Genomic DNA, 21,432 nt, shown 5'->3' with positions numbered 1-21,432 from the left:
ATTTTTAAGTAGCTCTAAATTGATTAACCAAGCAGTTATTAAGTCTTTCTTAATAACTGCTAAATCACAATCCCCAATCCCTTCGCAATAAATCCTCCGAATACTGAAACCACTTCTGAACGGTTTCCGGGCTGGAATCTCAAATCAATATAAACCGATTTTATGGGTGGCAGGCCGTCTGAAGGAAGGACGTGCCTGCATCCTTTTGCAGTCGTATCTTTGGTAACAACGGCAATTGCCAACCCTCCCCGAACTGCGGCAAGCAGGCCCGCCAAGCTGGGGCTGCCGTAAGCTATGCGGTATTTGCGCCCGGCTTTTTCAAGGGCTTTCAAGCCATTTTCACGATAACAGCAAACTGGGTGGAACAGGGCCAGCGGAAGTTCTTCCATTTCTGACGGGTCCATTCTTTCCGGTAAGATCCAGCTCAGTTCGAGTGGTGTGGAGTACTCCGTTTGTGCATGGTCCGTAGCAATAACCAGATCGAGCTTACCGTTATCCAGCATTCCGGCCAGAGTCGGGGTGTCATCACAAAATACATCCACTTGAACCTGTGGGTGGTTTACTGCAAATTCCTGCATAATTCCGGGAAGATGTTTCATGGCGTAATCATCCGGGGCTCCCAGGCGTACACTTCCATGAAGTTTTGGACCGGACACAGCGGACAGTGCTTCATCATGAAGATCAAGAATCTTAGTTGAATAGCGGTAAAGAATTTCCCCTTCGGCGGTGAGACTGACCCCTCTGCCATCCCGTTTGAAAAGTACACATTTCAGGTCCTCTTCCAGTTTTTTCATCTGCATGCTTACCGCTGCCTGCGTTCTGTGGACAAGAGATGCGGTGCGGGTGAAGCTGCCGGTATCCGCTGCTACTAAGAAGGAGCGGAGCAGATCCGGTGTTAGTTGTGCTGTTTTTGTGATATCAAGCATTCTTATGTCCTAGATAAAAAACATTAGTTTGTCTAATGTATATGTCTCAGCCATTATCTCCAAAAGAAAGAAGTTAAATCCAAAAACAAGGAGTTAGAAAATGGCTGAATCACAAATTGAATTTAAGGACTCAATCGGCGCGAACTGGGAAACCTACAATAAACTCATGCCCGAGGTTGCCGATCTCTACGATCAGTATAATGGCGAAATATATAAGGATGGGTCTGTCAAAGCTAAAGAAAAGAGATTGATGGCTCTGGTGGGGGCACTGGTCAGCGGGTGTAGGGCCTGTATGCTTTATCAGACCGAAGAAGCTCTGAATCTCGGCGCAACTGTTGATGAAATTCTTGAAACATGTGCAGTGGCAATTTCTCTCGGCGGAACAATGGCCGCAGGGGAAGTAACCCATATTATGGGATTGTTGAAGGAAATTGGGGAAATAGAATAGTTATGAACATTTGAATAATTAAAAGTCGGTTCCATTTGGAGCCGACTTTTTAATTATTCTTCAAAATCATAAACCGTATAACTGCTCATCAATTCCAGCATGATGAAAGTGCTGATGTTTTCCCTGATACAGATTGCCGCATCAATGATCATGCGCAACTTGATTTCAAATTCAGCAAGAGCAGATTTTTTACGCTCCGTAATTATTCTACGTTCATAACTGGGATTCATTTTCGATGAAGTTATCGATAATCCTTTTTTGAAAAAATGGTTGTTGGAGGTGCTTACAAGTTTTTCGATTCCGTGCATTTCAAACTCATCATAAATGAGCTTAAGTTTAAAAAGACTCATGGCGATATCTTTAACCGGAAGCTCATCTTTAACCGCAGGTATAAGCAGCAGGGGGCCGTTCTTGATCAGTTTATCCTGCATCAATTTATCCTCCGGGAAAAAGCTGGCCAGTTTTGCTGCAAAATTTCGGTCATTTTTTTTGTCTATCAATTCCAGCAGGAATTCTTCAATCAGGTTAAGGCGCAGTTCATATTCATGAAAGGCTGATTTACGAAGTTCTTCAGCTTTATCATTAAATTCATTTGTCCTGAGATCATCAATTGCGTGGGCAAAAATTTTGGCACTGAATTCATCATCCAGTCTCTCAAGAACAATATCCTCTGCCTGAGCCTTTTTACCGAAAAGGGACCTGATATTTCTGGCAGCCAGATTCCACCATGATATTAAATCATGAATATCATTATGGCAGAAATTGAATCGGGGAATAGTGTCTGAAAAGGTAGTCAATTCATTGGAAGAATTAAAAAAGGATTCATCAAGACTTACTTCAGGAATTTGAATCTTTCCCTCTTCTTTAAGGTTTTGAACCCGGTCCATGAGATCTTCACAGGTCTTTTCAAAACGTGAAAATGGGATTTTAAGTTCTCCACTTTCATATTTATCGATAATTGTTTTGATCCGCACAGTGCGAACCATATTGAAATTATCCAAGAGCTTCTGGCGTGTCTGTTCAGAAAGCAGAATAATTATTTTTGCCGCTGCGGCATTGCTGATTTTGCGGCTGAAGATTTCCTGTAAGCAAAAGTCAGGCAAGAGGCCAAGGGAATCTAATTTGTATTGTCCGTTGAGAGATGAAATTTCAGGCATATGACACCTGTACGGATAGAACCGCGAAGCGAATTAAAAGTTTTTGAAGGGGAGAGTCCAGAGAGGGGAAACTTTTTACAAAAAGTTTCCCCTCTCTGGTCGCCGAAGGCAATATTAAAGTACAGGCAGATAAGTAGATATCTCGTACTCAGTTACCTGAGTGCGGTATTTATCCCATTCCTTGATCTTGTTTCTGTAAAGATTGCTGTGAATGTGTTCGCCAAGGCATTCCTTAACCACTTCACCGTTTTTCATGGCTACGGCAGCTTCGTAAAGGTTGCCGGGCAGGGCGGTGATGCCGTGCTCTGCGAGGGTAGGGCCGTCCATGGCAAAGATGTTCTCTTCGATGGGAGCGGGCAGCTCGTAAGCCTCGTCTATTCCCTTAAGTCCGGCTTGCAGCATTACCGCAAAACAGAGATAGGGGTTGGCTGCCGGGTCCGGGCAGCGAAGTTCCATTCTGGTGGCGTTTTCCTTGCCGGGTTTATACATGGGCACCCTGACCAGTGTGGAGCGGTTCTTACGGGCCCATGAGACGTAGACAGGTGCTTCGTAGCCGGGAACAAGACGTTTGTAAGAGTTGACCCACTGGTTGGTTACACAGGTCATTTCCGGGGCATGCTTGAGGATACCTGCGATGTAACTTTTACCTTCCGGACTGAGATGGTACTCATCATTGGCATCAAAAAAGACGTTGCGGCCGTTTTTGAACAGGGATTGGTGCACATGCATGCCGGAACCGTTTTCACCGAAAATTGGTTTGGGCATGAAGGTGGCGTATATACCGTGTTTCCGGGCCATTTCCTTGACAATAACCCGGTAGGTCATGGCGGTGTCGGCCATGCGCATGCCTTCGGCATAACGCAGGTCAATTTCATGCTGGCTCGGGGCAACTTCGTGATGGCTGTATTCAACATCATACCCCATCTGCTCAAGGGAGAAGATGATGTCCCGGCGGACATCGTTACCGAGATCCAGCGGCGGAGCATCAAAGTAACCGCCACGGTCGATAATCTTGGTGCCCTTTTCATCCTTAAAGAGGAAAAATTCAAGTTCAGGACCTACGTAATAGGTGTAACCGCGCTCGGCAGCCTTATCGAGTGTCTTTTTGAGTACCCAGCGGCTGTCGCCTTCATAAGGTGTTCCATCCGGGTTCTGGATATCACAGAACATGCGGGCAACAGGGCGGTCCGTGGGGCGCCATGAGCAGAGCTGAAAGGTGGTTGGGTCGGGAATGGCGATCATATCCGATTCCTCGATTCTGGTGAAACCGAGAATGGAAGAACCGTCAAATCCCATGCCTTCTTCGAAAGATGCTTCAAGTTCTTTGGGGGTAATCTGGAAGCTTTTCAGCGTTCCAAGAATGTCCACAAACCAGAACTGTACGAAACTGATATTGTAATCGCGTACAGCCTTCAGAACATCATCAGCGTTTTTGCAGTTAAAAATTGGCGCAGCCACAGTGGTTTCCTCCTTGAAAAAGAAGTTTTAAAAACAGCCCCCGCTAAGCAGTGTTATCATTTTTGATTGCTTTTTAAGGGTAGTTTGTTGATATTGTTGAAAATAATTGTGCTTAATTATTGAATATCAAGCCGATAATAGCTGAATATAGATTCTTTATGCAAACGGTATCCGCACAATTTTCCAGAAATTAGATTGAATCAATCAAATCCCGCACTTCTTTGAAGAAAACAAGGATATCTGCATGGTTGCTTGATTCTGAATTTATATCTAATTTATTGAAGAAAGATACGATATTTCCTTTAGGAGTCTTGGTCATGCTGAAATAAAGCTCATACAACGGTCCTTCCGGAGATTTGACGGCCAAAACCCAGTCCCGTCCCTGTTTATGCCAGACCTTGGAAGCACCTTCTTCTTTGCGGCTGCTGACCAGATAAACGAGTTCTTGCAGAGTGAAAGGATGTCCTGGCTTACCGGGCAGGCCCAGAAATTCGCCGTTTTCAGAGTGGATGACCACCGGGAGCTCCAGAAATTCAGCTTCCGGTTCAATGGCTGATCTATCAGCATCTAAGGAATATGATTCAGCCTGTCCGTCATCTTTTTTAATGGTGACAACTTTTTTGGCGGTGATCCTTTCCGGCTGCTGCAAACCACCGGAAGCAGCAAGGATATCCTTTATTTCCTGTAACATTTCTGTGCTGGATGGTGCTTGAGACTGGGTCGAAACCAGTTCTTTCAGTGATTTCTCAATGCGGGCAAGACGCTGCTCAGCTTTTGCCTGTACGGTGACCAGTGCTGCAAGTCCGTTCATCATCTGAGCTGTGGTTTTAGCCAGCTTTTCGAATTCATCACTGCTTACCTGTGGATTATCTGAATTTTTGATGTTTTCCGATAGCTGACGATTTTCTTTAACTGATTCAAATTCTGTTAAAAGTTTGTCGTGTATCTGCTTTACCGATAGATTTTTATTAAAGAGATCGCGTATGCGCAGGCAGAGTTTGTCAGCCCCTTTTCTGAAGCGCAGGGGTTTGCCGTGTCCGACAATAAAAAAGAATTCCGGAAATTTTTTGCGATAACTTTTGATGGTGGTGACCGATACTCCGGTGATGGAGGAAAGCTCACGGTGAGTGAAGGTTTCAGCTGTCATTTTTAATCCTATGCGCTTTTTTACAGGTCTACAGATACGCAAACCTATGTTTGCTTGCTGATTTTTTGATAAATTTATGCAATATATTAAATGAATAACAAAAATATTGCTTATCGATAACCTTAATCGTCAGCAGGGTCAACAGCCAAAAAAATAGAACGGCTGCTGTCATGGTAAGAGCAGCCGTTCTAAGCAACAGAGGTCATGAGATAACCTGACTCAGGTATTTAGTGGGTGGATTCTTAATGCCTGAGTTGGTTTAGGATACGCCCGGTGGGGATTGAATATCAATGTTAAAATTCAAATCAGCTGATATTTTTTAGATACGTGTTGATGTTTTTATTTAAGGGTTTAGATTGATTTGTAGTTATCGATAGGTTTTATTTAAAGCAGAGCGTTCAGGAGGTCAGTTTTGAAATCTGGTAAGCAGGGAAATAATGAAAAGAACCACCAAAGCGGCCATCAGGATGGTATTGATATTAATACCGCCTTTGATTTTTTGCTTTTTGCGGTACCCGAATATCAGAATCAGGATTGCTATGAAGATAAGAATTTTGAACATGTGTAAGACTTATTAAATCGTCTTCTTGAAAAAAGCAAAGCTGAGAGGGGCACCTGAATGTGAAAATTTATGATGATGTTTGATTCATTGATGTTGAACATGTTATAAGCCTTTTTGTCCCTTTATTCTTTTATAAATCTGGAGTGAAAATGAAAGGTATGAAAATTGTGTCTACTCTGATCGCGTGTATTTCTTTATTCGCAGTCCTGCTGGTGATACCGGTACAGGCTAGTGAAATGGATACCCTTATTGAGCAGGAATGTAGAAAATCATTGGCTTCCGAAGGTCTCGGGGATGAGTATCTTGCTGTATGTGTTGCGGGTGTTAAAAGTAAGTTAATGGGTAATCAGCCTCCCCGGGTCGGTATAAATATGACCTGCCCTCCGGGTACATTTCCTTACAGCATTCAAGGTGATCCTAAAGTTCGCTGTGCCAAGATCAGTTATGCTAACAGTAATTCATGCCCCGCAGGGCAGCAGCAAATCGTGATTCAGCTCGGAGATAAGCAGGTGCCCATGTGTGTAAGGATTGTTTCGCAATAGAATTAGTCGGGGTTATTCAACCTAATAAAAAACTGGACCGTGGAGATAATCCACGGTCCAGTTTTTTATTAGGCTATTTAGAAAGTTAAATAACTTTATTCAGCGGATACTCGATAATTCCTTCCGCGCCCATGTCGATAAGCTCGGGGATGAGCTCACGCACAACCACTTCTTCGACCATGATTTCAACCGACACCCACTGCGGATCGGAAAGATCGGATACGGTTGGTGAGTTCAGGCTGGGCATTACTTCCATGGCTTTTTCAAGGGAAGCCTTGGGCATGTTCATTTTCAGGCCAACCATTTTTTCAGCGCGGAGTGCGCCTTGGAGCAGTAGATTGATGTTTTCAATTTTCTTACGCTTCCAGGGATCATTCCATGCGTCTTTATTAACGATGAGCACGGTGTTGGTGGACATGACTTCATCAATTACGCGCAACCCGTGGGCTTTGATGGTGGTACCGGTTTCGGTTACTTCAACAATTGCGTCGCAAAGGCCTTCAACAACTTTTGCTTCAGTGGCACCCCAGGAGTAGAAAACATCTACGTCGATATTTCTGGATTCGAAATAATCCTTGGTGGCACCGAGAAGTTCTGTTGCGATTTTCTTTCCGGCAAGGTCTTCCGGTTTTTTGTAGGGGGAGTCTCCTGCAACAGCCAGAATCCAGCGGGCGGGACGGTTGCTGACTTTGGAGTACACAAGGCTGGAGACTTCAATAACATCGGATTTGTTTTCCAGAACCCAATCTCTTCCGGCAAGACCGCAGTCCAGAACACCGTCTTCGATATAGCGTGAAATTTCCTGAACACGGCACATGGAAATGTTCAGTTCATCATCGTTTACATCAGGAAAATAGTTTCTGTGGTGCAGGTTAACTTTCCAGCCGGATTTGGCGAAGAGTTTGATAGTTGCATCCTGCAAAGAACCTTTAGGCAGTCCGATTTTCAGTTGCTTAGACATTATTTGTATACCTCCTTGGGGTCAAAAACCATGGGCGAACATTTGATAACTTCGCCTTCCTTAAGTTCACGATAAAAACAGCTTCTGTATCCTTTGTGGCAGGCTGCGCCGCCGATCTGGTCCACGAGCAGTACGAGGGTGTCCTCATCACAATCAATCTTTATGGATTTGATTTTCTGTACATGACCGGATGTTCCGCCTTTATGCCAGAGGGTGTTGCGGCTTCTGCTCCAATAATGGGCATCGCCGGTTTCAAGCGTCTTATTCCATGCTTCTTCATTCATGTAAGCCATCATCAGGACTTCACCGGTTTCGGCGTCCTGAGCAATGGCCGGTACCAGATTGTTCATTTTTTCAAAGTCGGGCTTGATCATACAATCCTCTGTTTAGCGGGGCCTTGCAGCCTTGGTTATAAATATGAAATGGGATTATGAAATCCCGCCAATTGCCGTTATTAAATTTTCCCGTGATGCAAAAAAAAACGCCGACTGATTTCAGGCGGCGTTTTTAAGTATGTGTAAGGAAATTTTGTGCGTTATTTCTCGCTTTTTCCTTGGCACTCCTTGCAGACGCCGAAAAGATACATCTCATGATGGGTAAGTTCGAAACCATATTTCTTGGCGAGTTCTTCCTGTAGATGTTCGATTTCGTTATCCACAGCTTCAATGGTCTTACCGCAACGTTCGCAGACAAGATGGTCATGATGCTCATGACCGTACTTATGTTCATAGCGGATAACACCGTCGTTGAAATCGACGGATTTGGCGATGCCGGAATCAGCAAGAAGTTTCAGGGTACGGTAAACAGTAGCCTGTCCGATTGACGAGTCTTCTGCCCGGACAAGGTTGTACAGTTCTTCTGAAGAGATATGACCTTCCTCAGCAAGGAACACTTGCAGAATAGTTCTGCGCTGGGGGGTCATTTTAAGTCTCTGACGGGTCAGGTATTCAGTAAATATGTCCTGTGCTGATTTCATTAAACTGTATCCAAAATTTTATGTTTACCTTTTTAGAGTACAGTTCACTTACATTGAATTGAATGTCAATGTCAAATGATCATTGCTCATCTCTATACATCGGAGTATGGATAACGCAAAAAAGTGACGGAATTATGTCCTGATCATGAATTATTGTCATTTCAGGGCTGTTTCGTTTTACCCGTTCATGGGATCGATAATACTCAACCAAGGAGTTTTGCAAAATGGAGCTGGAAAAATTTATTTCCGAATGGACTGAAGATCCTGCCGGCGTGAAAGATGTTTTTGTTGAATTTAAGCAGATTCTGGAATCCCTTGATAATACTGAGATTGAATTCCATGCCCGTCCCGGTGTTACTTACTCTATGCGCGGAGTAAAAAAAGGACAGGATAAATGGCCTCTTTTTGTGATGGTGGATGTTATTGACGATGATCCCGCCAACCGCTGGCTGTCCGTATGCTTTTACGGCGATTGCATTACCGATCCTGATGAAATGGCAGATTTTGTTCCTGAAGGATTGCTTGGCGAGGACGCAAATTGCTTTGATGCTGATGATGCCGGTCCGAAGGATTACATTGCAGCAAGGATTAAGGAAGCACATTCAAATCAGTAAAAATATTAATAACGTAGCTAATAGCGGGTTTCAGTGTAACTGGAGCCCGTTTTTTCTTTTTATAATCTTATTTTAAGTAATTTCAATAAACATCCATTCCTGTTATGGTGTTGTCAAATAAACGGATATCATCTGTTAACAATATTCTGATCAGAAAATGCAGGGAGTTCCCATGGGCCAAGCACAAGTTGTGAGCAAGGATAGTGAGCCGAAAATTGATAAAATGCTCCAGCCTTTTTATGAGTTCGTTAAGATTGAATCTTCCGGCGGTCTGGTATTAATCATAGCAACCGTCATTGCCCTGATCTGGGCCAATTCACCGTGGGGTCATTATTACGAAGCTTTTAAAAATATGCCGCTTACCGTTGGGGCTGGGGGTTTTATCCTCTCTAAGCCTGCCATTTTGTGGATTAATGACGGCCTTATGGCTGTTTTCTTTTTTTTGGTAGGTCTTGAGATCAAGCGTGAGATTCTGGTTGGCGAACTTAATTCATTCCGTCAGGCATCGTTGCCTATTTTCGCGGCTGTGGGGGGGATGGTTGTCCCGGCCCTTGTTTATGCATTTTTCAATATCGGAACCCCTTCGGTGGACGGTTGGGGAATTCCCATGGCTACGGATATCGCTTTTTCACTGGGCGTACTTTCTATGCTTGGTGACCGGGTTCCGCTCAGCTTGAAGGTGTTCCTTACCGCAGTAGCCATTGTGGATGATATAGGGGCGATCCTTGTTATCGCCATTTTTTATTCATCCGGTATATCGCTCTGGATTATCGGGCTGGGTATGCTCTTTTTCATCTGCATGATTATTCTCAATAAACTTGGTGTACGCCATCCGCTTCCATATTTGTTTTTTGGCTGCCTGATGTGGCTGGCATTCCTGAAAAGCGGAGTACATGCCACTGTAGCCGGTGTGCTTGCGGCCATGACTATCCCGGCTTCCACCCGGCTTTGCTGCACAGATTTTTTGATTCCAATGCGCAACCACCTCATGGATTACGAAATGGGCGGGGATAAAAACAGGGTAACTCTTTCCAACAAGCAGATGCTTTCTGCTCTCGGTAATATTAATCGTGATGTTTTGATGGCCAGCCCTCCGCTTAAGAGAATTGAGCATAATCTGCACTACTGGGTGGCTTTCGGGATCATGCCTATTTTTGCTCTTGCTAATGCGGGAATAAACTTCAGTGCTGAGGGCGGCGGGCTGGATGTTTTTCATCCGGTAAGTCTGGGTATTTTTTCCGGTTTGATTGTGGGTAAGGTTATCGGAATCTGCTTTGCCAGCTGGGTAGCGGTTAAGAGTGGAATAGCCGATATGCCTAAAACGCTTGTTCCCGGTCATTTTCTCGGTGCGGCATTGTTGGCCGGTATCGGTTTTACCATGTCCATTTTTATCACCACTCTGGCTTGGGATGCTTCTTCACCATTTATTGTTGAAGCCAAATTCAGCATTCTTGCGGCATCTGTTGTTGCCGGAATTCTGGGATTCATTGTTTTAAGAAGTTGCCCGTTATCCCCTGAATATGACGGATAGGCTGATTGTTAGATTATGCGTGAAACAAAGATTGTTATTTTAAAATATGTCGCAATTGTAATCTGCATATTTTTGGCTCTGGATATATTTATTCAGTATCAGCTTTACCAGCGTTACAAAAATGATCAGAAATTTTCAGTTTACCATCAGACTGCAACAATTCGAGCTCAACTTGAAAAGGAAGTGAACAGCAATCTTTTATTGATTCAGGGGTTGGCGGATTATGTCTCCTACCATCCGGAATTGCGCACAAGTGAATTGGAGAGTTACTGCCGGGGAATGCTTTTCAGGTCGAAACTTATCACAAATATCGGAGTAGCTCCTGACTATATTGTTGATTATGTGTACCCCCTTGAAGGTAATGAGGACGTGCTTGGGATGGATTACAGGTTGCACCCGGATCAGTGGGAGCAGGTAAAACAGGTTCATAATACCGGGAAAATGATAGTGGCCGGGCCGATTGATCTGGTTCAGGGCGGAAGGGGATTTGTAGGAAGGGCTCCGGTATTTGTTCGTTCCAATGAATATTTCTGGGGGATAGTTTCAGCGGTCATTGATTTGGAAAAACTTTTCGTTAACGCCGGGCTAACCACCATTAAAAATTTGAAAATTGCTGCACGCGGTGTGGATGGCAAGGGAGCGGACGGGGCTGTTTTTTTTGGAGATCCTGAAGTGTTTAATCCGGATAAAAGCCCTGTTGTCATGCAGGTTACTCTTTCAAATGGATCGTGGCAGCTTGCCGCTGTTCCAGTTGGCGGATGGGGTGTAATTCCCCCTGGATCTCTTATCCTGCATGCAATATTCTTATTGCTGGCTTTGAGCATTTCTTTCTCCATCTACAAAATAATCACCAAAAATGCAGAAGTTGAGATGGTAAAAACAAATCTCAGTGAAGCACAGTCCATAGCTCATCTCGGGAATTGGTCCATGGATCTTTTGAGTGGCAAAATATGGTGGTCAAACGAGACTTATCAAATTTTTGGTGTGGTTAAGGGAGAATACACTCCTTCAAAAATAGGTTTCTTTACAAGACTGGTTCATCCTAAAGATCGGGGAATTGTACGTGAGACATATCTTGAAGCTATGAAGAGCGGGAAGTCCTATTCCTTGGATCATAGAATAGTGCGGCCAGATGGTGAAGTAAGGCACGTTTCAGAGCGGGGTAAGTTCAGCTATGATGATGCAGGTAAGCCGATCCGTTCCTATGGTACTATTCATGATATTACCAGTCGGAAGCTGATGGAAACAGAGCTAAGAGAAAGCAAGACTCGTTTTGATCATGTCACCAATAAGCTCAGCAGGAAGTTTATATTTTTTTCGCACACAGTTGATGGTGTCTTCTTACGTTTAAGTGAGGGATTTGCTCATTTGGGGTATGGTTCTGCTGAATCAGGTATCGGTCAACGATGGACGGAGCTTTTTGATTTCAATCCTGAATCCTTGGCGGAAGCCATGGAGAAGAATAAGCAGGTCATAGCCGGGGAAGTTGACACAGTAGAATATGAACTTGAGTTTACGATTCCTGACGGCAGAGAATGTTGTATGTCTGTGTTCGGTTATATGACTTATGATTTTGAATTGGATGAAAATATATTTGAAGGCGTTGCCATAGATATTACAGAACGTAAGGAGCGCGAGGAAAGATTGAAAATTCTTACACGGGCTATTGAGAATGCTCCTGTATCTGTTGTTATTACTGATACTGAAGGTAATATTACCTATGTAAATCCATACTTTAGCAAAGAAACAGGGTATTCAAAACAAGAGGCTCTGGGGGAGAATCCTAGAGTTCTTAAATCCGGCAAGCATGACGAAGTATTCTACAAAGAAATGTGGGATACCATTGTAAGAGGTCAGACATGGCGCGGAGATATTGTTAACAGGAAAAAGGATGGTTCTTTATACTGGGAAGCTGCTTCTATTTCTCCGGTATACAATGAAAAAGAAGAGTTAGTAAGTTATGTTGCCGTAAAGGAAGACATAAGCGACAAAAAGGATCTTGAGCGTCTTAAATCAGATGTTGATTTGATTATGCGCCATGATTTGAAAACTCCGCTTAACGGCATTATCGGTCTTCCCGGGTTATTACGTATGGATGATAATCTCACAGAGCAGCAGCATGGTCTTCTTAAGACCATTGAAGATTCCGGTAAGAATATGCTGCACATGATTGATATGTCGCTGGATATGTTCAAAATGGAAACCGGGAAATACGAATATTGTCCTTTGCAGGTGGATGTGATTGGTGTGGCAAAGCAGGTTATTGATAATTGCAGATCAAAGATTTCCGCCCAGAAAGTTGAAGTTGAAATGTTGAGCTCCGGCGATGCGGATGACAATTCTCTTGTTGTCTGGGGTGAAGAGAGATTGATTTATTCACTTATTTCCGGTTTGCTGACCAACGCAATCGAAGCCTCGCCTTCCGGTAAAAAAATAGTTATTGAATTTATGCGTAACGGGAATAGTATGATTTCTTTTCGTAATACCGGAGTTGTGCCTGAGCAGATTAGAGATATATTTTTCCAAAAATATGTGACCTACGGTAAAGACAGCGGTACCGGGCTTGGTACTTACTCAGCAAAACTTATGGCCGATGCCATGCAATATGAAATTGAGATGATGACTTTTGATGAACGTAACGAAACTGTGGTAATGATCACAATTCCTGAAGAAAGGCCTGAATAAACGGGATGGTTTTCATGGAGTGCAAAAGAAAAATATTAGTTGTTGATGACGAGCCGCATAACATTATGCTGCTGGAAGGCATTTTAACCAAGCTTGGCCATGATGTGGTCGGAGCTGAGAATGCTGTTGTGGCTCTTGAAAAGCTGGATCGATCTTTTGATCTTGTGCTTAGTGATGTGATGATGCCTGTTATGAACGGGTTTGAATTTGTGACTAAGATTCGGGAAAATACAGAAACACAAGATATTCCGGTAATTATGGTCACCACCCTTTCCCGGAAGGATGACCGCCTCAAGGCTGTTGAAGTTGGGGCAAACGATTTTATTACCAAGCCTATAGATATTGTTGAGCTTAAAACCCGGACTGAGTCCATGTTGCGGCTGAAAGGGCAGCAGGATGAAATAAATGCTTTTCAGTTTGACCTACATGAAATGGTGGAAACGAGAACTCTCGAATTACGTGACGCCCTGTCAAAACTTGATGAAGCACATGTTGAGACTATTCATCATCTTTGCGCCGCAGCAGAATATAAGGATGAGGAAACAGCAAACCATATTATCAGGATGGCGGAGTATAGCCGGATACTCGCTGAAAAGAGCGGTCTTGATAAAGAAACTGTGCAGCTTATTCATACCAGCAGCCCCATGCATGATATCGGCAAGATAGGCATTCCGGATCATATCTTATTAAAACCCGGCAAGCTGACGGCTGAAGAGTGGGATGTGATGAAAAGCCATGCAGTTATTGGTGGAAGTATTCTTTCCATGGGCAGTTCTGATTATATTGATATGGGGTCGATTATTGCGTTGAGTCATCATGAGAAATGGGACGGTTCAGGTTATCCTTCCGGTTTATCCGGCGAAAATATACCGCAGCCTGGAAGGATTTGTGCTGTTGCGGATGTTTTTGATGCCCTGACCAGTCGTCGCCCTTACAAGGAACCGTTTTCCATAGAGAAGTCACTTGAAATTATGAAAGAAGGGCGTGGAGCTCATTTTGATCCTTCTCTGATTGATATCTTTTTTGATAATCTTGATGAGATACTTTCCATAAAAGAGGGGTGTGCTGATTAATCAATATTTAGTAATTTGTGGTAAAAGTCATAGTTAGTCCATGCATTTGCTTACAAATGCATGGACTAATTTTTTGCTAGAAGTTTTTATTTGAATTCAATATCCGCATATGGCCCGGATCTATCCACTTTAGTAATTTGAGGACCACCATAGATCATAACACGTACAGAATTCTTGCTCAACATGGTGACACCGACCTGCTGACCTCCCAGTTCTACCCGTGCAGCGGGGCCAAATGCCCACACAAGTCCTGCTCCAAGTAAAGAGCCAGTGAGCAGGACGATAAGAGTGTAAGTGGTCAAGGTAAGTTTCTTTAACGTAGGGGCATTTTTGATTTGTTTGGGGGAAGTTGCTTTTTGGGTCATCGATTTGATCCTTTTGCTATTTTTTTATGAATAAATTACTTTTCAAACGACAATCCATGCTCATTGAATAGTTAAATTTGTGAAATTTCATGATAGTTGTAGAGTTTTAATAATCTAGAAAATTATTAATATCCAGTTCGATCTTTTGAAAAAGAATTCATAGTGGTTTTTCCAATTATGAACTTAGTTAATTTTTGACCGCCCATTGCATTTGCTAAAAAATGCATGGTCGGTCTTTTTTTTGTGTTTAATTAAGACCTAGTTGAATTAGTGTTAAAATACCGTGAACACTGTTTACAATGTGAACGCTGTTTGCTAAATACTGCTTATGACAAGAATCACCAGAAGAGAAGAAGAGCATAACCGTATGAAAGAAAGAATCCTTGATGCGGCAAGAGAGCTGTTCGTCAAGGATGGGTTTGAGAATGTTTCTATGCGCAAGATAGCGGCGAAAATTAATTACAGCCCGGCTGCGCTTTATCGGTATTTCAAGAACAAGGAAGAACTGCTGCTTGCCCTCAAACAGGAGGGGATGGAAAAATTCGGGCGTATGCAGGCTCATTTACCGGAGTTGGAAGATCCATTTCAGCGTTTGCGTGAGGGCGGACGTATTTATCTGGATTTTGCCTGCGCCGAACCTGAGTTTTATGAGCTCTTTTTCAATAGAAGAGCACCATCTTTTTGTGATCCTGAAAAATGGGTTGGCAAGCCGCATCGCAATTTCATGAATTTTAAAGAGACTGTCCGCCAATGTATTGAAACAGAGGTGCTGGGCGATGTTTCGGTTGATATTGCCGTTGCTTCGTTATGGTCTTCTGTGCACGGGCTGGCCAGTCTTGCTTCAACCGGGCGGCTACAGAACAGCATGCCGGATCTTGATATGGATACTATTTTTGATCAGGTCCTTGATTTTATAACTCTTCCGCAAAAAGAGCGGTCCAGACAGGGGGTACCTAATGAAAATAAATCTGATTAGAATAGCGGTTTTTTTTGTATTGCTTATTCAGGCAGGCTGGATCGGTCCTGCCGTGTCAGGAGCATCAGGCGCAAGTTCCAAGACTTTTAAAGTAGAACAAGCTTCGCGAATAATCACCCTGACCGGGTTTACCCGTCCGCGGGTAGCCATGACCCTTGTTAGCGAAGAATCCGCCGTATGCACCAAGGTCTATTCTGATGTAGGTGATACAATCAGTGATAGCGGACGTTTTGCCGAGCTTGATCCCACTTTCGTTAAGCTTGAAATCGCCCAACTACAGGCGGATCTCAAACGGCTGCGCTCCGATCTGACCTATTATGACAAGGAAGCAAAACGTTATATCAAGCTGGTTAAAAAGAACACTGCTGCCCAGTCCGAATTGGATCTGCATATCCGTAATTTTGAATCGGCGGAAGCATTGCTTCGTTCTACCCAGCTCAAGCTTAATGTGGATCGTGAACATCTGCGTCGTTACACATTGCGCGGTCCAGCTGGCTGGCGGGTGATCAAGCGTTATATAGAGCCGGGTGAGTGGGTCAACAATGGTGAGAAGGTAGCGGAGCTGGGTAATTTTAAATCCCTGCTCGTGCCATACGCCTTAACTATCCCCGAACTCAAGAAAATTAGTAAATCAAGTAATATTACCCTGACACTTCCCGATCTCGGTATTGAAGTTCCCGCCAACCTTGAACGCATTTCCCCTGATTTTGACCCCGAAACCCGCAAGGTTGAAGTGGATTTTGAAATCAGCAAGGGCAAATTTCAATTCCGTGGCGGTCTGCGAACCGAACTGGATATCAAAATGCCGGATCCAGGCGGGGCGGTGGTTGTTCCCAAATCCGCACTGCTTAAAGCCTATGACGATACTTTTATTGTCCGTCCCGACGGTGTGCGGGTAAAAGTGTTAGTGCTCGGCGATACTGAAGACGGAAAAGTCAGGGTTTCTTCACGGGCAGTAAAGTCCGGTGAAGAGTTCCTTCTCAAGCCCTGATTGTAGAATTTTATCCAGACCAAAACTAATAAAAGGTTTTGGGATTCTTAAACCCTTTTGCAAAAGGGTTTAAGGCCCCCGGCAGGGTCGCCGAAGGCATATATCATGAAAAAGTTAATGCGTTTTACACTTAAGCAGACGGTTTTCATCAACATCATTTTCGTATTGTTGATGATTGTTGGAGTGTTCAGCATGGCTGACCTGCCTGTTGAACGCTACCCCAACGTTCATATGGGCAAAGTGGTAATTTCAGGATTTCTGCCCGGTGCATCCCCGGCGGATGTTGAAGCACTGGTCACTAAAAAGATCGAAGACGCGCTGGATGACCTTGAAAATGTTGAATATATCCGCTCAAGGTCGTTCAGGGAACGGACCAGTATCATGGTCAAATTCCTTGATGATACCGACTACGCCAAAGGTTATGACGAACTGCGCTTCCGGGTTCTTTCAATCCAGAATGACCTGCCTCGGGAGATGGATCCGCCTACTTTCACAGAAATTAATGTAAGCGAATGGCTCCCGGTAATCCGGGTCTGTCTTGTGGGTGACCGCGCCAACCGTGCTTTATCCATGATGGCTGATGAAATGAAAATTCAGCTGCGTAAGATTACGGGTGTGAATGAAGTTGAAGTGGAAGGGGAGTATACCCGTGAATTTCATGTAAATCTCGATCCACATAAACTTGTCCGCTTCAAGTTGACCTTTGATGATGTGGCTCGTGCTTTGGCTGATGCCAATATATCTATTCCGGCAGGTGATTTTTCCGCTGCTGGCGGCGAGTATGTGATTGTTGTGGATGAGCGGTTTCGCACCCGTGAAGAAATAGCTGACACAATCGTGCGTATGGACGGCGATGGATCATTCGTTACAGTGGGTGATGTGCTGAGCGACGCGCGGGTTTCCTACCGTGATCCGCAGGTGATCACTTCCATTAATGGCCGTAGTGCAGTTACCCTCAAGGTGGTGAAATCCTTGGATGGTAATGCGGTGACCATTGCTGAAGAAGTTGAGAAGATAACTGCTTCTTTTAAGGACTCTCTGGATAAGGAAGGAGTGGAACTTATCCTGACCAGCGACCAGCGTCTGCACATTGAAGATGCCATCAACACGCTGGGTATGAACCTGCTGGTGGGGATTGTGCTTGTCTTTGTGGTTATCTATCTTGTCATGGGGTTCAGGAATGCCATGCTGACCACCATCGGGGTGCCCTTTGCTTTTTTGGTGACCATGATCATTATGAAGCTGACCGGGAACTCGCTTAACCAGATTACGCTTTTTTCCTTTGTGCTGGTCAGTGGGATCATAGTGGATGATGCTATTGTGGTGGTGGAAAATATTTTTCGTCACGTGCAGGAAGGCAAATCTTTAGAGGAAGCGGTGGTGGATGGAGCTTCTGAAGTTTTTCTGCCTGTTCTTTCAGCTACTGCCACCACTGTGGCTGCTTTCCTGCCCATGCTGATAATGACCGGGTCCACCGGGGAATTTTTTGCACAGGTACCCAAGGCGGTAACCTTCGCGCTTATTGCTTCATTGATTGAGTGTCTGCTGATTCTGCCTCCGCACTTTCTGGATTGGCCCGGTGCCAAGGGGCTGATGAAGAACAGGGAAAAATATACCCGCGAACCGGCCTTCATGCGTCCTTTGCGCAGATGGACCGACAAACTGCTTTCCGTGGTTGTGCGGTTCAGATTTATTTCGCTGACCGTGGTTCTAGGGGCTTTTATTTCAGCCATATTTATTCTCGGGGTTTCCATCTCAGGGAAACTGCCCCTGATCAAAATCAAGTTTTTCCCGGATGATTACTCCCTCTATTATATTGAATTGGACGGGCCGGTGGCTACGCCTATTGAGGTTACTTCCGACAAATTGAAACGTATTTCCGTTTTCGTGGAAAAGATGGGTCCGGGTATGGCCAAATCTGCTACGGCTTTTGCCGGATTCTATCAAAACGAAGATTATGAAATGGTTTACGGTTCCAACCTCGGTAATATCGTGGTTGAGCTTCCGGCCAAAGAGAAGCAGGCTTTTGCGGATGCACCGGAAAATGATCCGGGTGCACATCTTGAATACATGCGTAAAGAGCTTGAAAAGTTTGCCCAGCCGGGTTGGAAATTCAGTATCCGACCGGAAAAAGACGGTCCTCCAGCAGGCAAGGATATCAATATCCGGGTTCTTGGTGCCGATCATGCCTCCGTTAATGGGCTGACCGCGGAGATCATGAAATTTATCAAGGAAAATGATAAGCTTGGACCGCATCTGGTTAACCTTGGTACTGATGACGGCACGCCCAACCGTATTTTCAGGTTCAGTCCCATAAATGAACGGGTCGCTGAATACGGGTTGACCCCGAAACAGGTAGCCAATCTTTCCGGTTCAGTCTTGGATGGCCGCTTTGTGGGAGAATTCAGGCTTTCCGATGAAGATGTTGATTTGCGTTTGAAGATCGATCCGCAATATCTGAACAGTCCTGAGGATGCCCTTTCCGTGCCCGTGCTGGAGCATAATGAGAGTCCGGTGCGTATCGGTGATATCTGCGATGTTTCCATTTATATGGAACCGGGGCAGTTTAATCGCTTTATGAGTCAGCGGGCTGTGACCATCACTGCCAACATCAAGCCAGGTTCACGTCTTTCATCCCCGGCGGCAGTGAACATGGTCAGTGAATTTTATGATTCTGTGCGTGGTGAATTTCCCGGAGCGACCATTAATTTCTCCGGTGAATTCGAATCCACCCGCAAATCCTATACTTCGCTGATATATGCTTTTATGACTGCTATCCTGATCATTTACCTGATTCTGGCTACCCAATTCCAGTCTTATGCTCAGCCGGTGATTATCCTTTCCGCTGTAATATTTTCCCTGACCGGGGTAATTTTGGGGACCTTCTTTTCTCAGACCATTTTCACGGTGAACAGTTTTATTGCCACCGTTGGGGTAACCGGGGTTGTGGTCAATGATTCGCTGGTACTGCTGGATTTTATGAACAAGCTTTATAAATCCGGCATGGACCGCAAAGCAGCCATGCGTGAGGGAGTGCGCATCCGTTTGCGGCCCATCCTATTAACCACCCTGACCACCACACTGGGGCTTTTACCCATGGCGGTGGGTTTTCCTTCCTACTCACTTGTCTGGGGAGCCATGGCTTCAACTTTTGTGACCGGTCTTTGTACTGCTACTTTTCTGACTCTGTTTATTATCCCGATTGAATGGGATTTGCTGATGGGGGTTATGGAGTGGCGGGAAAAGCGTAAAGCTAAGTAACGGAACCGGGTGGCTCTGTTTTCACTGAGCCACCCGGTTCTTATTTATTTTCTTTTGGTTTTTATGGTCTTGCGAATCAACTTGGATAGTTGCTTCTCTTTAGCTTTTCTCGCATGACGCTTTGTTTCGTCAACCTTGCTCTCGATAAAGGCGAGTTCGGCACGCATATCAGAGTAATTCTCATAGCGTTCTGTTTCCAATGATCCGTCTATCAAGAGTTCGCGCACGGCGCAGCCGGGTTCGTTCTGGTGGGTGCAGTCCCGGAAGCGGCAGTTTTTGGCTGCTTCATGAATTTCACCATATGTTTGATCCAGACTTTTACGGCTCCCCCATAATTGTAATTCGCGCATACCGGGAGTGTCGATGACCATGGCCCCGCTTTTCAGGAAGAATAATTCCTTATGCGTGGTGGTGTGTTTGCCGCGCAGGTCACTTTCGCGCAAATTTCCGGTTTTCAGCGTTTCCATGCCTAACAGACAATTGATCAGGGATGATTTTCCCACACCGGATTGACCGCTGAAGGCTATTGTAGAACCTTTTTCAAAACTCATTGAAAATTCGTCTACCCCTTCTTTGGTTAATGCGCTGAGCATGTGGATCGGGATATTTTCTGCAACGCTTTGGGCCTGCAAGAGGGCTATTTCCCGGTCATCACAGAGGTCTGCTTTATTCAGCACGATGATTGGTTTTGCACCGCCTTCCACTGCCATGGCAATGTAGCGTTCAATTCCCCGGAGGTTGAAGTTCCTGCCTCCGTCCAGTCCGCAGACTATGCACAGGTAATCGATGTTGGCAGCGACCACCTGTTCCTGAGCCTGACTTCCGGCACTGTTGCGTGAAAATCCACTTCTCCGCTCAAGCACGTGTTCAATCTGGGCATAATCAGCACATTGCCGGAAGACCACCCAGTCACCCACTGTAGGGTAATCTGAGCGATCTATTGCTCTATAATGAAAATGTCCGGAAACATCCCCGCTGATAAGGCCTTGTGCAGAGTAGAGGGTGTACTGCCCGCGCACTTCCCTTAAAACACGGCCGACACTAAGACCTTGTTCCCTATAAGTCTGAAACTGGTCTTCAAAAAAGGAATTCCAGCCTAATTTATTAATATTCATCATATTTCACCGCCCATCTGCTGACGTTCAATTTTTTCCAGTGCGATATTCGCCGGGAAGGGCAATTGGGTAATCAACCGTGCAGCCAGTGTGAACAGCACTACCTCATTGTCGTCGCCTGCAATACGGTTGGTGCGGATAAAGCCGCACTTCTGGCAGCGATGAATAACTGCACACTCCTTGTTTTCTTTTACCCACAAGCCGATCGGTTCCATGATCCCCCGGCAGCCGGAACGGCGGTCCCCGATTTTCATATCCATATGCTTGCTGTGCAAACAATGGGGACAATGGTTCCGGTTCTGGGTACCGCTTTCTGGGGACGGTACTGTAAGACCGCAATTTTCGCAGATGAACGGGTTGGTATCGATGTGGATGGTTTTTTGTTGTCTGGACATGACTCTACTCCTGCAAACACATAAATGTATTTACCTTATATAAGCAGCTGTCTTTAAAGGATGTTTATGGATTGTTGTTCGGACAGAAGGTAATGGGATTCCCTTGCTGTGCGTAGACACAAATCCAAAAACAGCCAAATCAGCTGTAAATTAAACTAATCAGGGTAATAACAATCAGGTACTGGGCGCACCTGTCCTGCGGGAGTGGAATGACAAAAAAGACGGATAGAATTAAGCCAGAGGCTTAGA

The 21,432-nt window shown here is 44.8% G+C and carries 20 protein-coding genes; 10 read left to right on the top strand and 10 right to left on the bottom strand.

The genetic code is table 11. From position 1 onward, the window contains the following. Positions 1–59 precede the first annotated feature (59 nt). On the bottom strand, positions 60–926 hold the full coding sequence (locus FMS18_RS15705; protein ID WP_163295632.1) for a LysR family transcriptional regulator: 867 nt from the start codon (positions 924–926) through the stop codon (positions 60–62). 100 nt (positions 927–1,026) lie between these two features. Here FMS18_RS15705 and FMS18_RS15700 point away from each other — a divergent pair, with 100 nt between their 5' ends. Then, positions 1,027–1,374 carry a carboxymuconolactone decarboxylase family protein gene (locus FMS18_RS15700; protein WP_163295631.1) on the top strand — a complete coding sequence of 116 codons (348 nt, stop codon included), beginning with the start codon at positions 1,027–1,029 and terminating at the stop codon, positions 1,372–1,374. 53 nt (positions 1,375–1,427) lie between these two features. On the opposite strand, the gene FMS18_RS15695 is transcribed toward FMS18_RS15700, so the two are convergent. The 3 genes from FMS18_RS15695 to FMS18_RS15685 all read right to left on the bottom strand — a co-directional run bounded on the left by FMS18_RS15695 (position 1,428) and on the right by FMS18_RS15685 (position 5,136). Further along, on the bottom strand, positions 1,428–2,531 hold the full coding sequence (locus tag FMS18_RS15695) for a hypothetical protein (protein ID WP_163295630.1): 1,104 nt from the start codon (positions 2,529–2,531) through the stop codon (positions 1,428–1,430). Positions 2,532–2,645: 114 nt separating this feature from the next. Then, entirely contained in the window at positions 2,646–3,989 is a 1,344-nt protein-coding gene (locus FMS18_RS15690) for a glutamine synthetase family protein (RefSeq protein ID WP_163295629.1), read from the bottom strand. Positions 3,990–4,179: 190 nt separating this feature from the next. Continuing rightward, positions 4,180–5,136: a hypothetical protein gene (locus tag FMS18_RS15685; protein WP_163295628.1), complete on the bottom strand. Its 957-nt coding sequence runs from the start codon at positions 5,134–5,136 to the stop codon at positions 4,180–4,182. Positions 5,137–5,548: 412 nt separating this feature from the next. Here FMS18_RS15685 and FMS18_RS15680 point away from each other — a divergent pair, with 412 nt between their 5' ends. Both FMS18_RS15680 and FMS18_RS15675 read left to right on the top strand, forming a co-directional pair. Continuing rightward, positions 5,549–5,704 (top strand): hypothetical protein, encoded by a 156-nt coding sequence (locus FMS18_RS15680; RefSeq protein WP_163295552.1) that lies wholly within the window; start codon positions 5,549–5,551, stop codon positions 5,702–5,704. Positions 5,705–5,847: 143 nt separating this feature from the next. Next, positions 5,848–6,240, top strand: coding sequence for a hypothetical protein (locus FMS18_RS15675; protein WP_163295627.1), 393 nt, complete (start codon positions 5,848–5,850; stop codon positions 6,238–6,240). An 85-nt stretch (positions 6,241–6,325) separates the two neighbouring features. On the opposite strand, the gene hisG is transcribed toward FMS18_RS15675, so the two are convergent. The 3 genes from hisG to FMS18_RS15660 form a co-directional block, all read right to left on the bottom strand. Beyond that, the gene (gene hisG, locus FMS18_RS15670; RefSeq protein WP_163295626.1) at positions 6,326–7,201 is read right to left on the bottom strand and encodes an ATP phosphoribosyltransferase; all 876 of its coding nucleotides are present in this window, start codon (positions 7,199–7,201) and stop codon (positions 6,326–6,328) included. After that, positions 7,201–7,575, bottom strand: a complete 375-nt coding sequence (gene hisI, locus FMS18_RS15665) for a phosphoribosyl-AMP cyclohydrolase (RefSeq protein WP_163295625.1) — start codon at positions 7,573–7,575, stop codon at positions 7,201–7,203. Before hisI ends, hisG begins: the two co-directional genes overlap by 1 nt. A 161-nt stretch (positions 7,576–7,736) precedes the next feature. Further along, positions 7,737–8,177: a Fur family transcriptional regulator gene (locus FMS18_RS15660; RefSeq protein ID WP_163295624.1), complete on the bottom strand. Its 441-nt coding sequence runs from the start codon at positions 8,175–8,177 to the stop codon at positions 7,737–7,739. Positions 8,178–8,401: 224 nt separating this feature from the next. On the opposite strand from FMS18_RS15660, the gene FMS18_RS15655 reads away from it, so the two are divergent. The 4 genes from FMS18_RS15655 (at position 8,402) to FMS18_RS15640 (ending at position 14,080) form a co-directional block, all read left to right on the top strand. Next, a complete protein-coding gene (locus tag FMS18_RS15655; RefSeq protein ID WP_163295623.1) occupies positions 8,402–8,791 on the top strand; it encodes a hypothetical protein in 390 nt (129 codons plus the stop codon). A gap of 172 nt (positions 8,792–8,963) precedes the next feature. Beyond that, complete coding sequence (gene nhaA / locus FMS18_RS15650; protein WP_163295622.1) at positions 8,964–10,322, top strand: Na+/H+ antiporter NhaA; 1,359 nt, start codon at positions 8,964–8,966, stop codon at positions 10,320–10,322. A 15-nt stretch (positions 10,323–10,337) separates the two neighbouring features. After that, complete coding sequence (locus tag FMS18_RS15645) at positions 10,338–13,007, top strand: PAS domain S-box protein (protein WP_163295621.1); 2,670 nt, start codon at positions 10,338–10,340, stop codon at positions 13,005–13,007. A 14-nt stretch (positions 13,008–13,021) separates the two neighbouring features. Continuing rightward, complete coding sequence (locus FMS18_RS15640) at positions 13,022–14,080, top strand: HD-GYP domain-containing protein (RefSeq protein WP_163295620.1); 1,059 nt, start codon at positions 13,022–13,024, stop codon at positions 14,078–14,080. A gap of 86 nt (positions 14,081–14,166) precedes the next feature. Here the strand turns inward: FMS18_RS15640 and FMS18_RS15635 are convergent, their stop codons facing one another. Next, a complete protein-coding gene (locus FMS18_RS15635) occupies positions 14,167–14,445 on the bottom strand; it encodes a hypothetical protein (RefSeq protein ID WP_163295619.1) in 279 nt (92 codons plus the stop codon). A gap of 367 nt (positions 14,446–14,812) precedes the next feature. On the opposite strand from FMS18_RS15635, the gene FMS18_RS15630 reads away from it, so the two are divergent. The 3 genes from FMS18_RS15630 to FMS18_RS15620 all read left to right on the top strand — a co-directional run bounded on the left by FMS18_RS15630 (position 14,813) and on the right by FMS18_RS15620 (position 19,673). Further along, entirely contained in the window at positions 14,813–15,421 is a 609-nt protein-coding gene (locus FMS18_RS15630) for a TetR/AcrR family transcriptional regulator (RefSeq protein ID WP_239061065.1), read from the top strand. Further along, positions 15,402–16,412, top strand: coding sequence for an efflux RND transporter periplasmic adaptor subunit (locus FMS18_RS15625; protein ID WP_163295617.1), 1,011 nt, complete (start codon positions 15,402–15,404; stop codon positions 16,410–16,412). The genes FMS18_RS15630 and FMS18_RS15625 overlap by 20 nt, the downstream gene beginning before the upstream one ends. Positions 16,413–16,517: 105 nt before the next feature. After that, positions 16,518–19,673: an efflux RND transporter permease subunit gene (locus tag FMS18_RS15620; RefSeq protein WP_163295616.1), complete on the top strand. Its 3,156-nt coding sequence runs from the start codon at positions 16,518–16,520 to the stop codon at positions 19,671–19,673. 44 nt (positions 19,674–19,717) lie between these two features. Here the strand turns inward: FMS18_RS15620 and rsgA are convergent, their stop codons facing one another. Next, positions 19,718–20,791 carry a ribosome small subunit-dependent GTPase A gene (gene rsgA, locus FMS18_RS15615; protein ID WP_163295615.1) on the bottom strand — a complete coding sequence of 358 codons (1,074 nt, stop codon included), beginning with the start codon at positions 20,789–20,791 and terminating at the stop codon, positions 19,718–19,720. Beyond that, on the bottom strand, positions 20,788–21,183 hold the full coding sequence (locus FMS18_RS15610) for an RNHCP domain-containing protein (protein ID WP_163295614.1): 396 nt from the start codon (positions 21,181–21,183) through the stop codon (positions 20,788–20,790). Before FMS18_RS15610 ends, rsgA begins: the two co-directional genes overlap by 4 nt. Between the last annotated feature and the right edge of the window lie 249 nt (positions 21,184–21,432).

The organism is Desulfovibrio sp. JC022 (assembly GCF_010470665.1).
Lineage (GTDB): Bacteria > Desulfobacterota > Desulfovibrionia > Desulfovibrionales > Desulfovibrionaceae > Maridesulfovibrio.
This window is presented reverse-complemented; position numbering and strand designations above follow the sequence as displayed.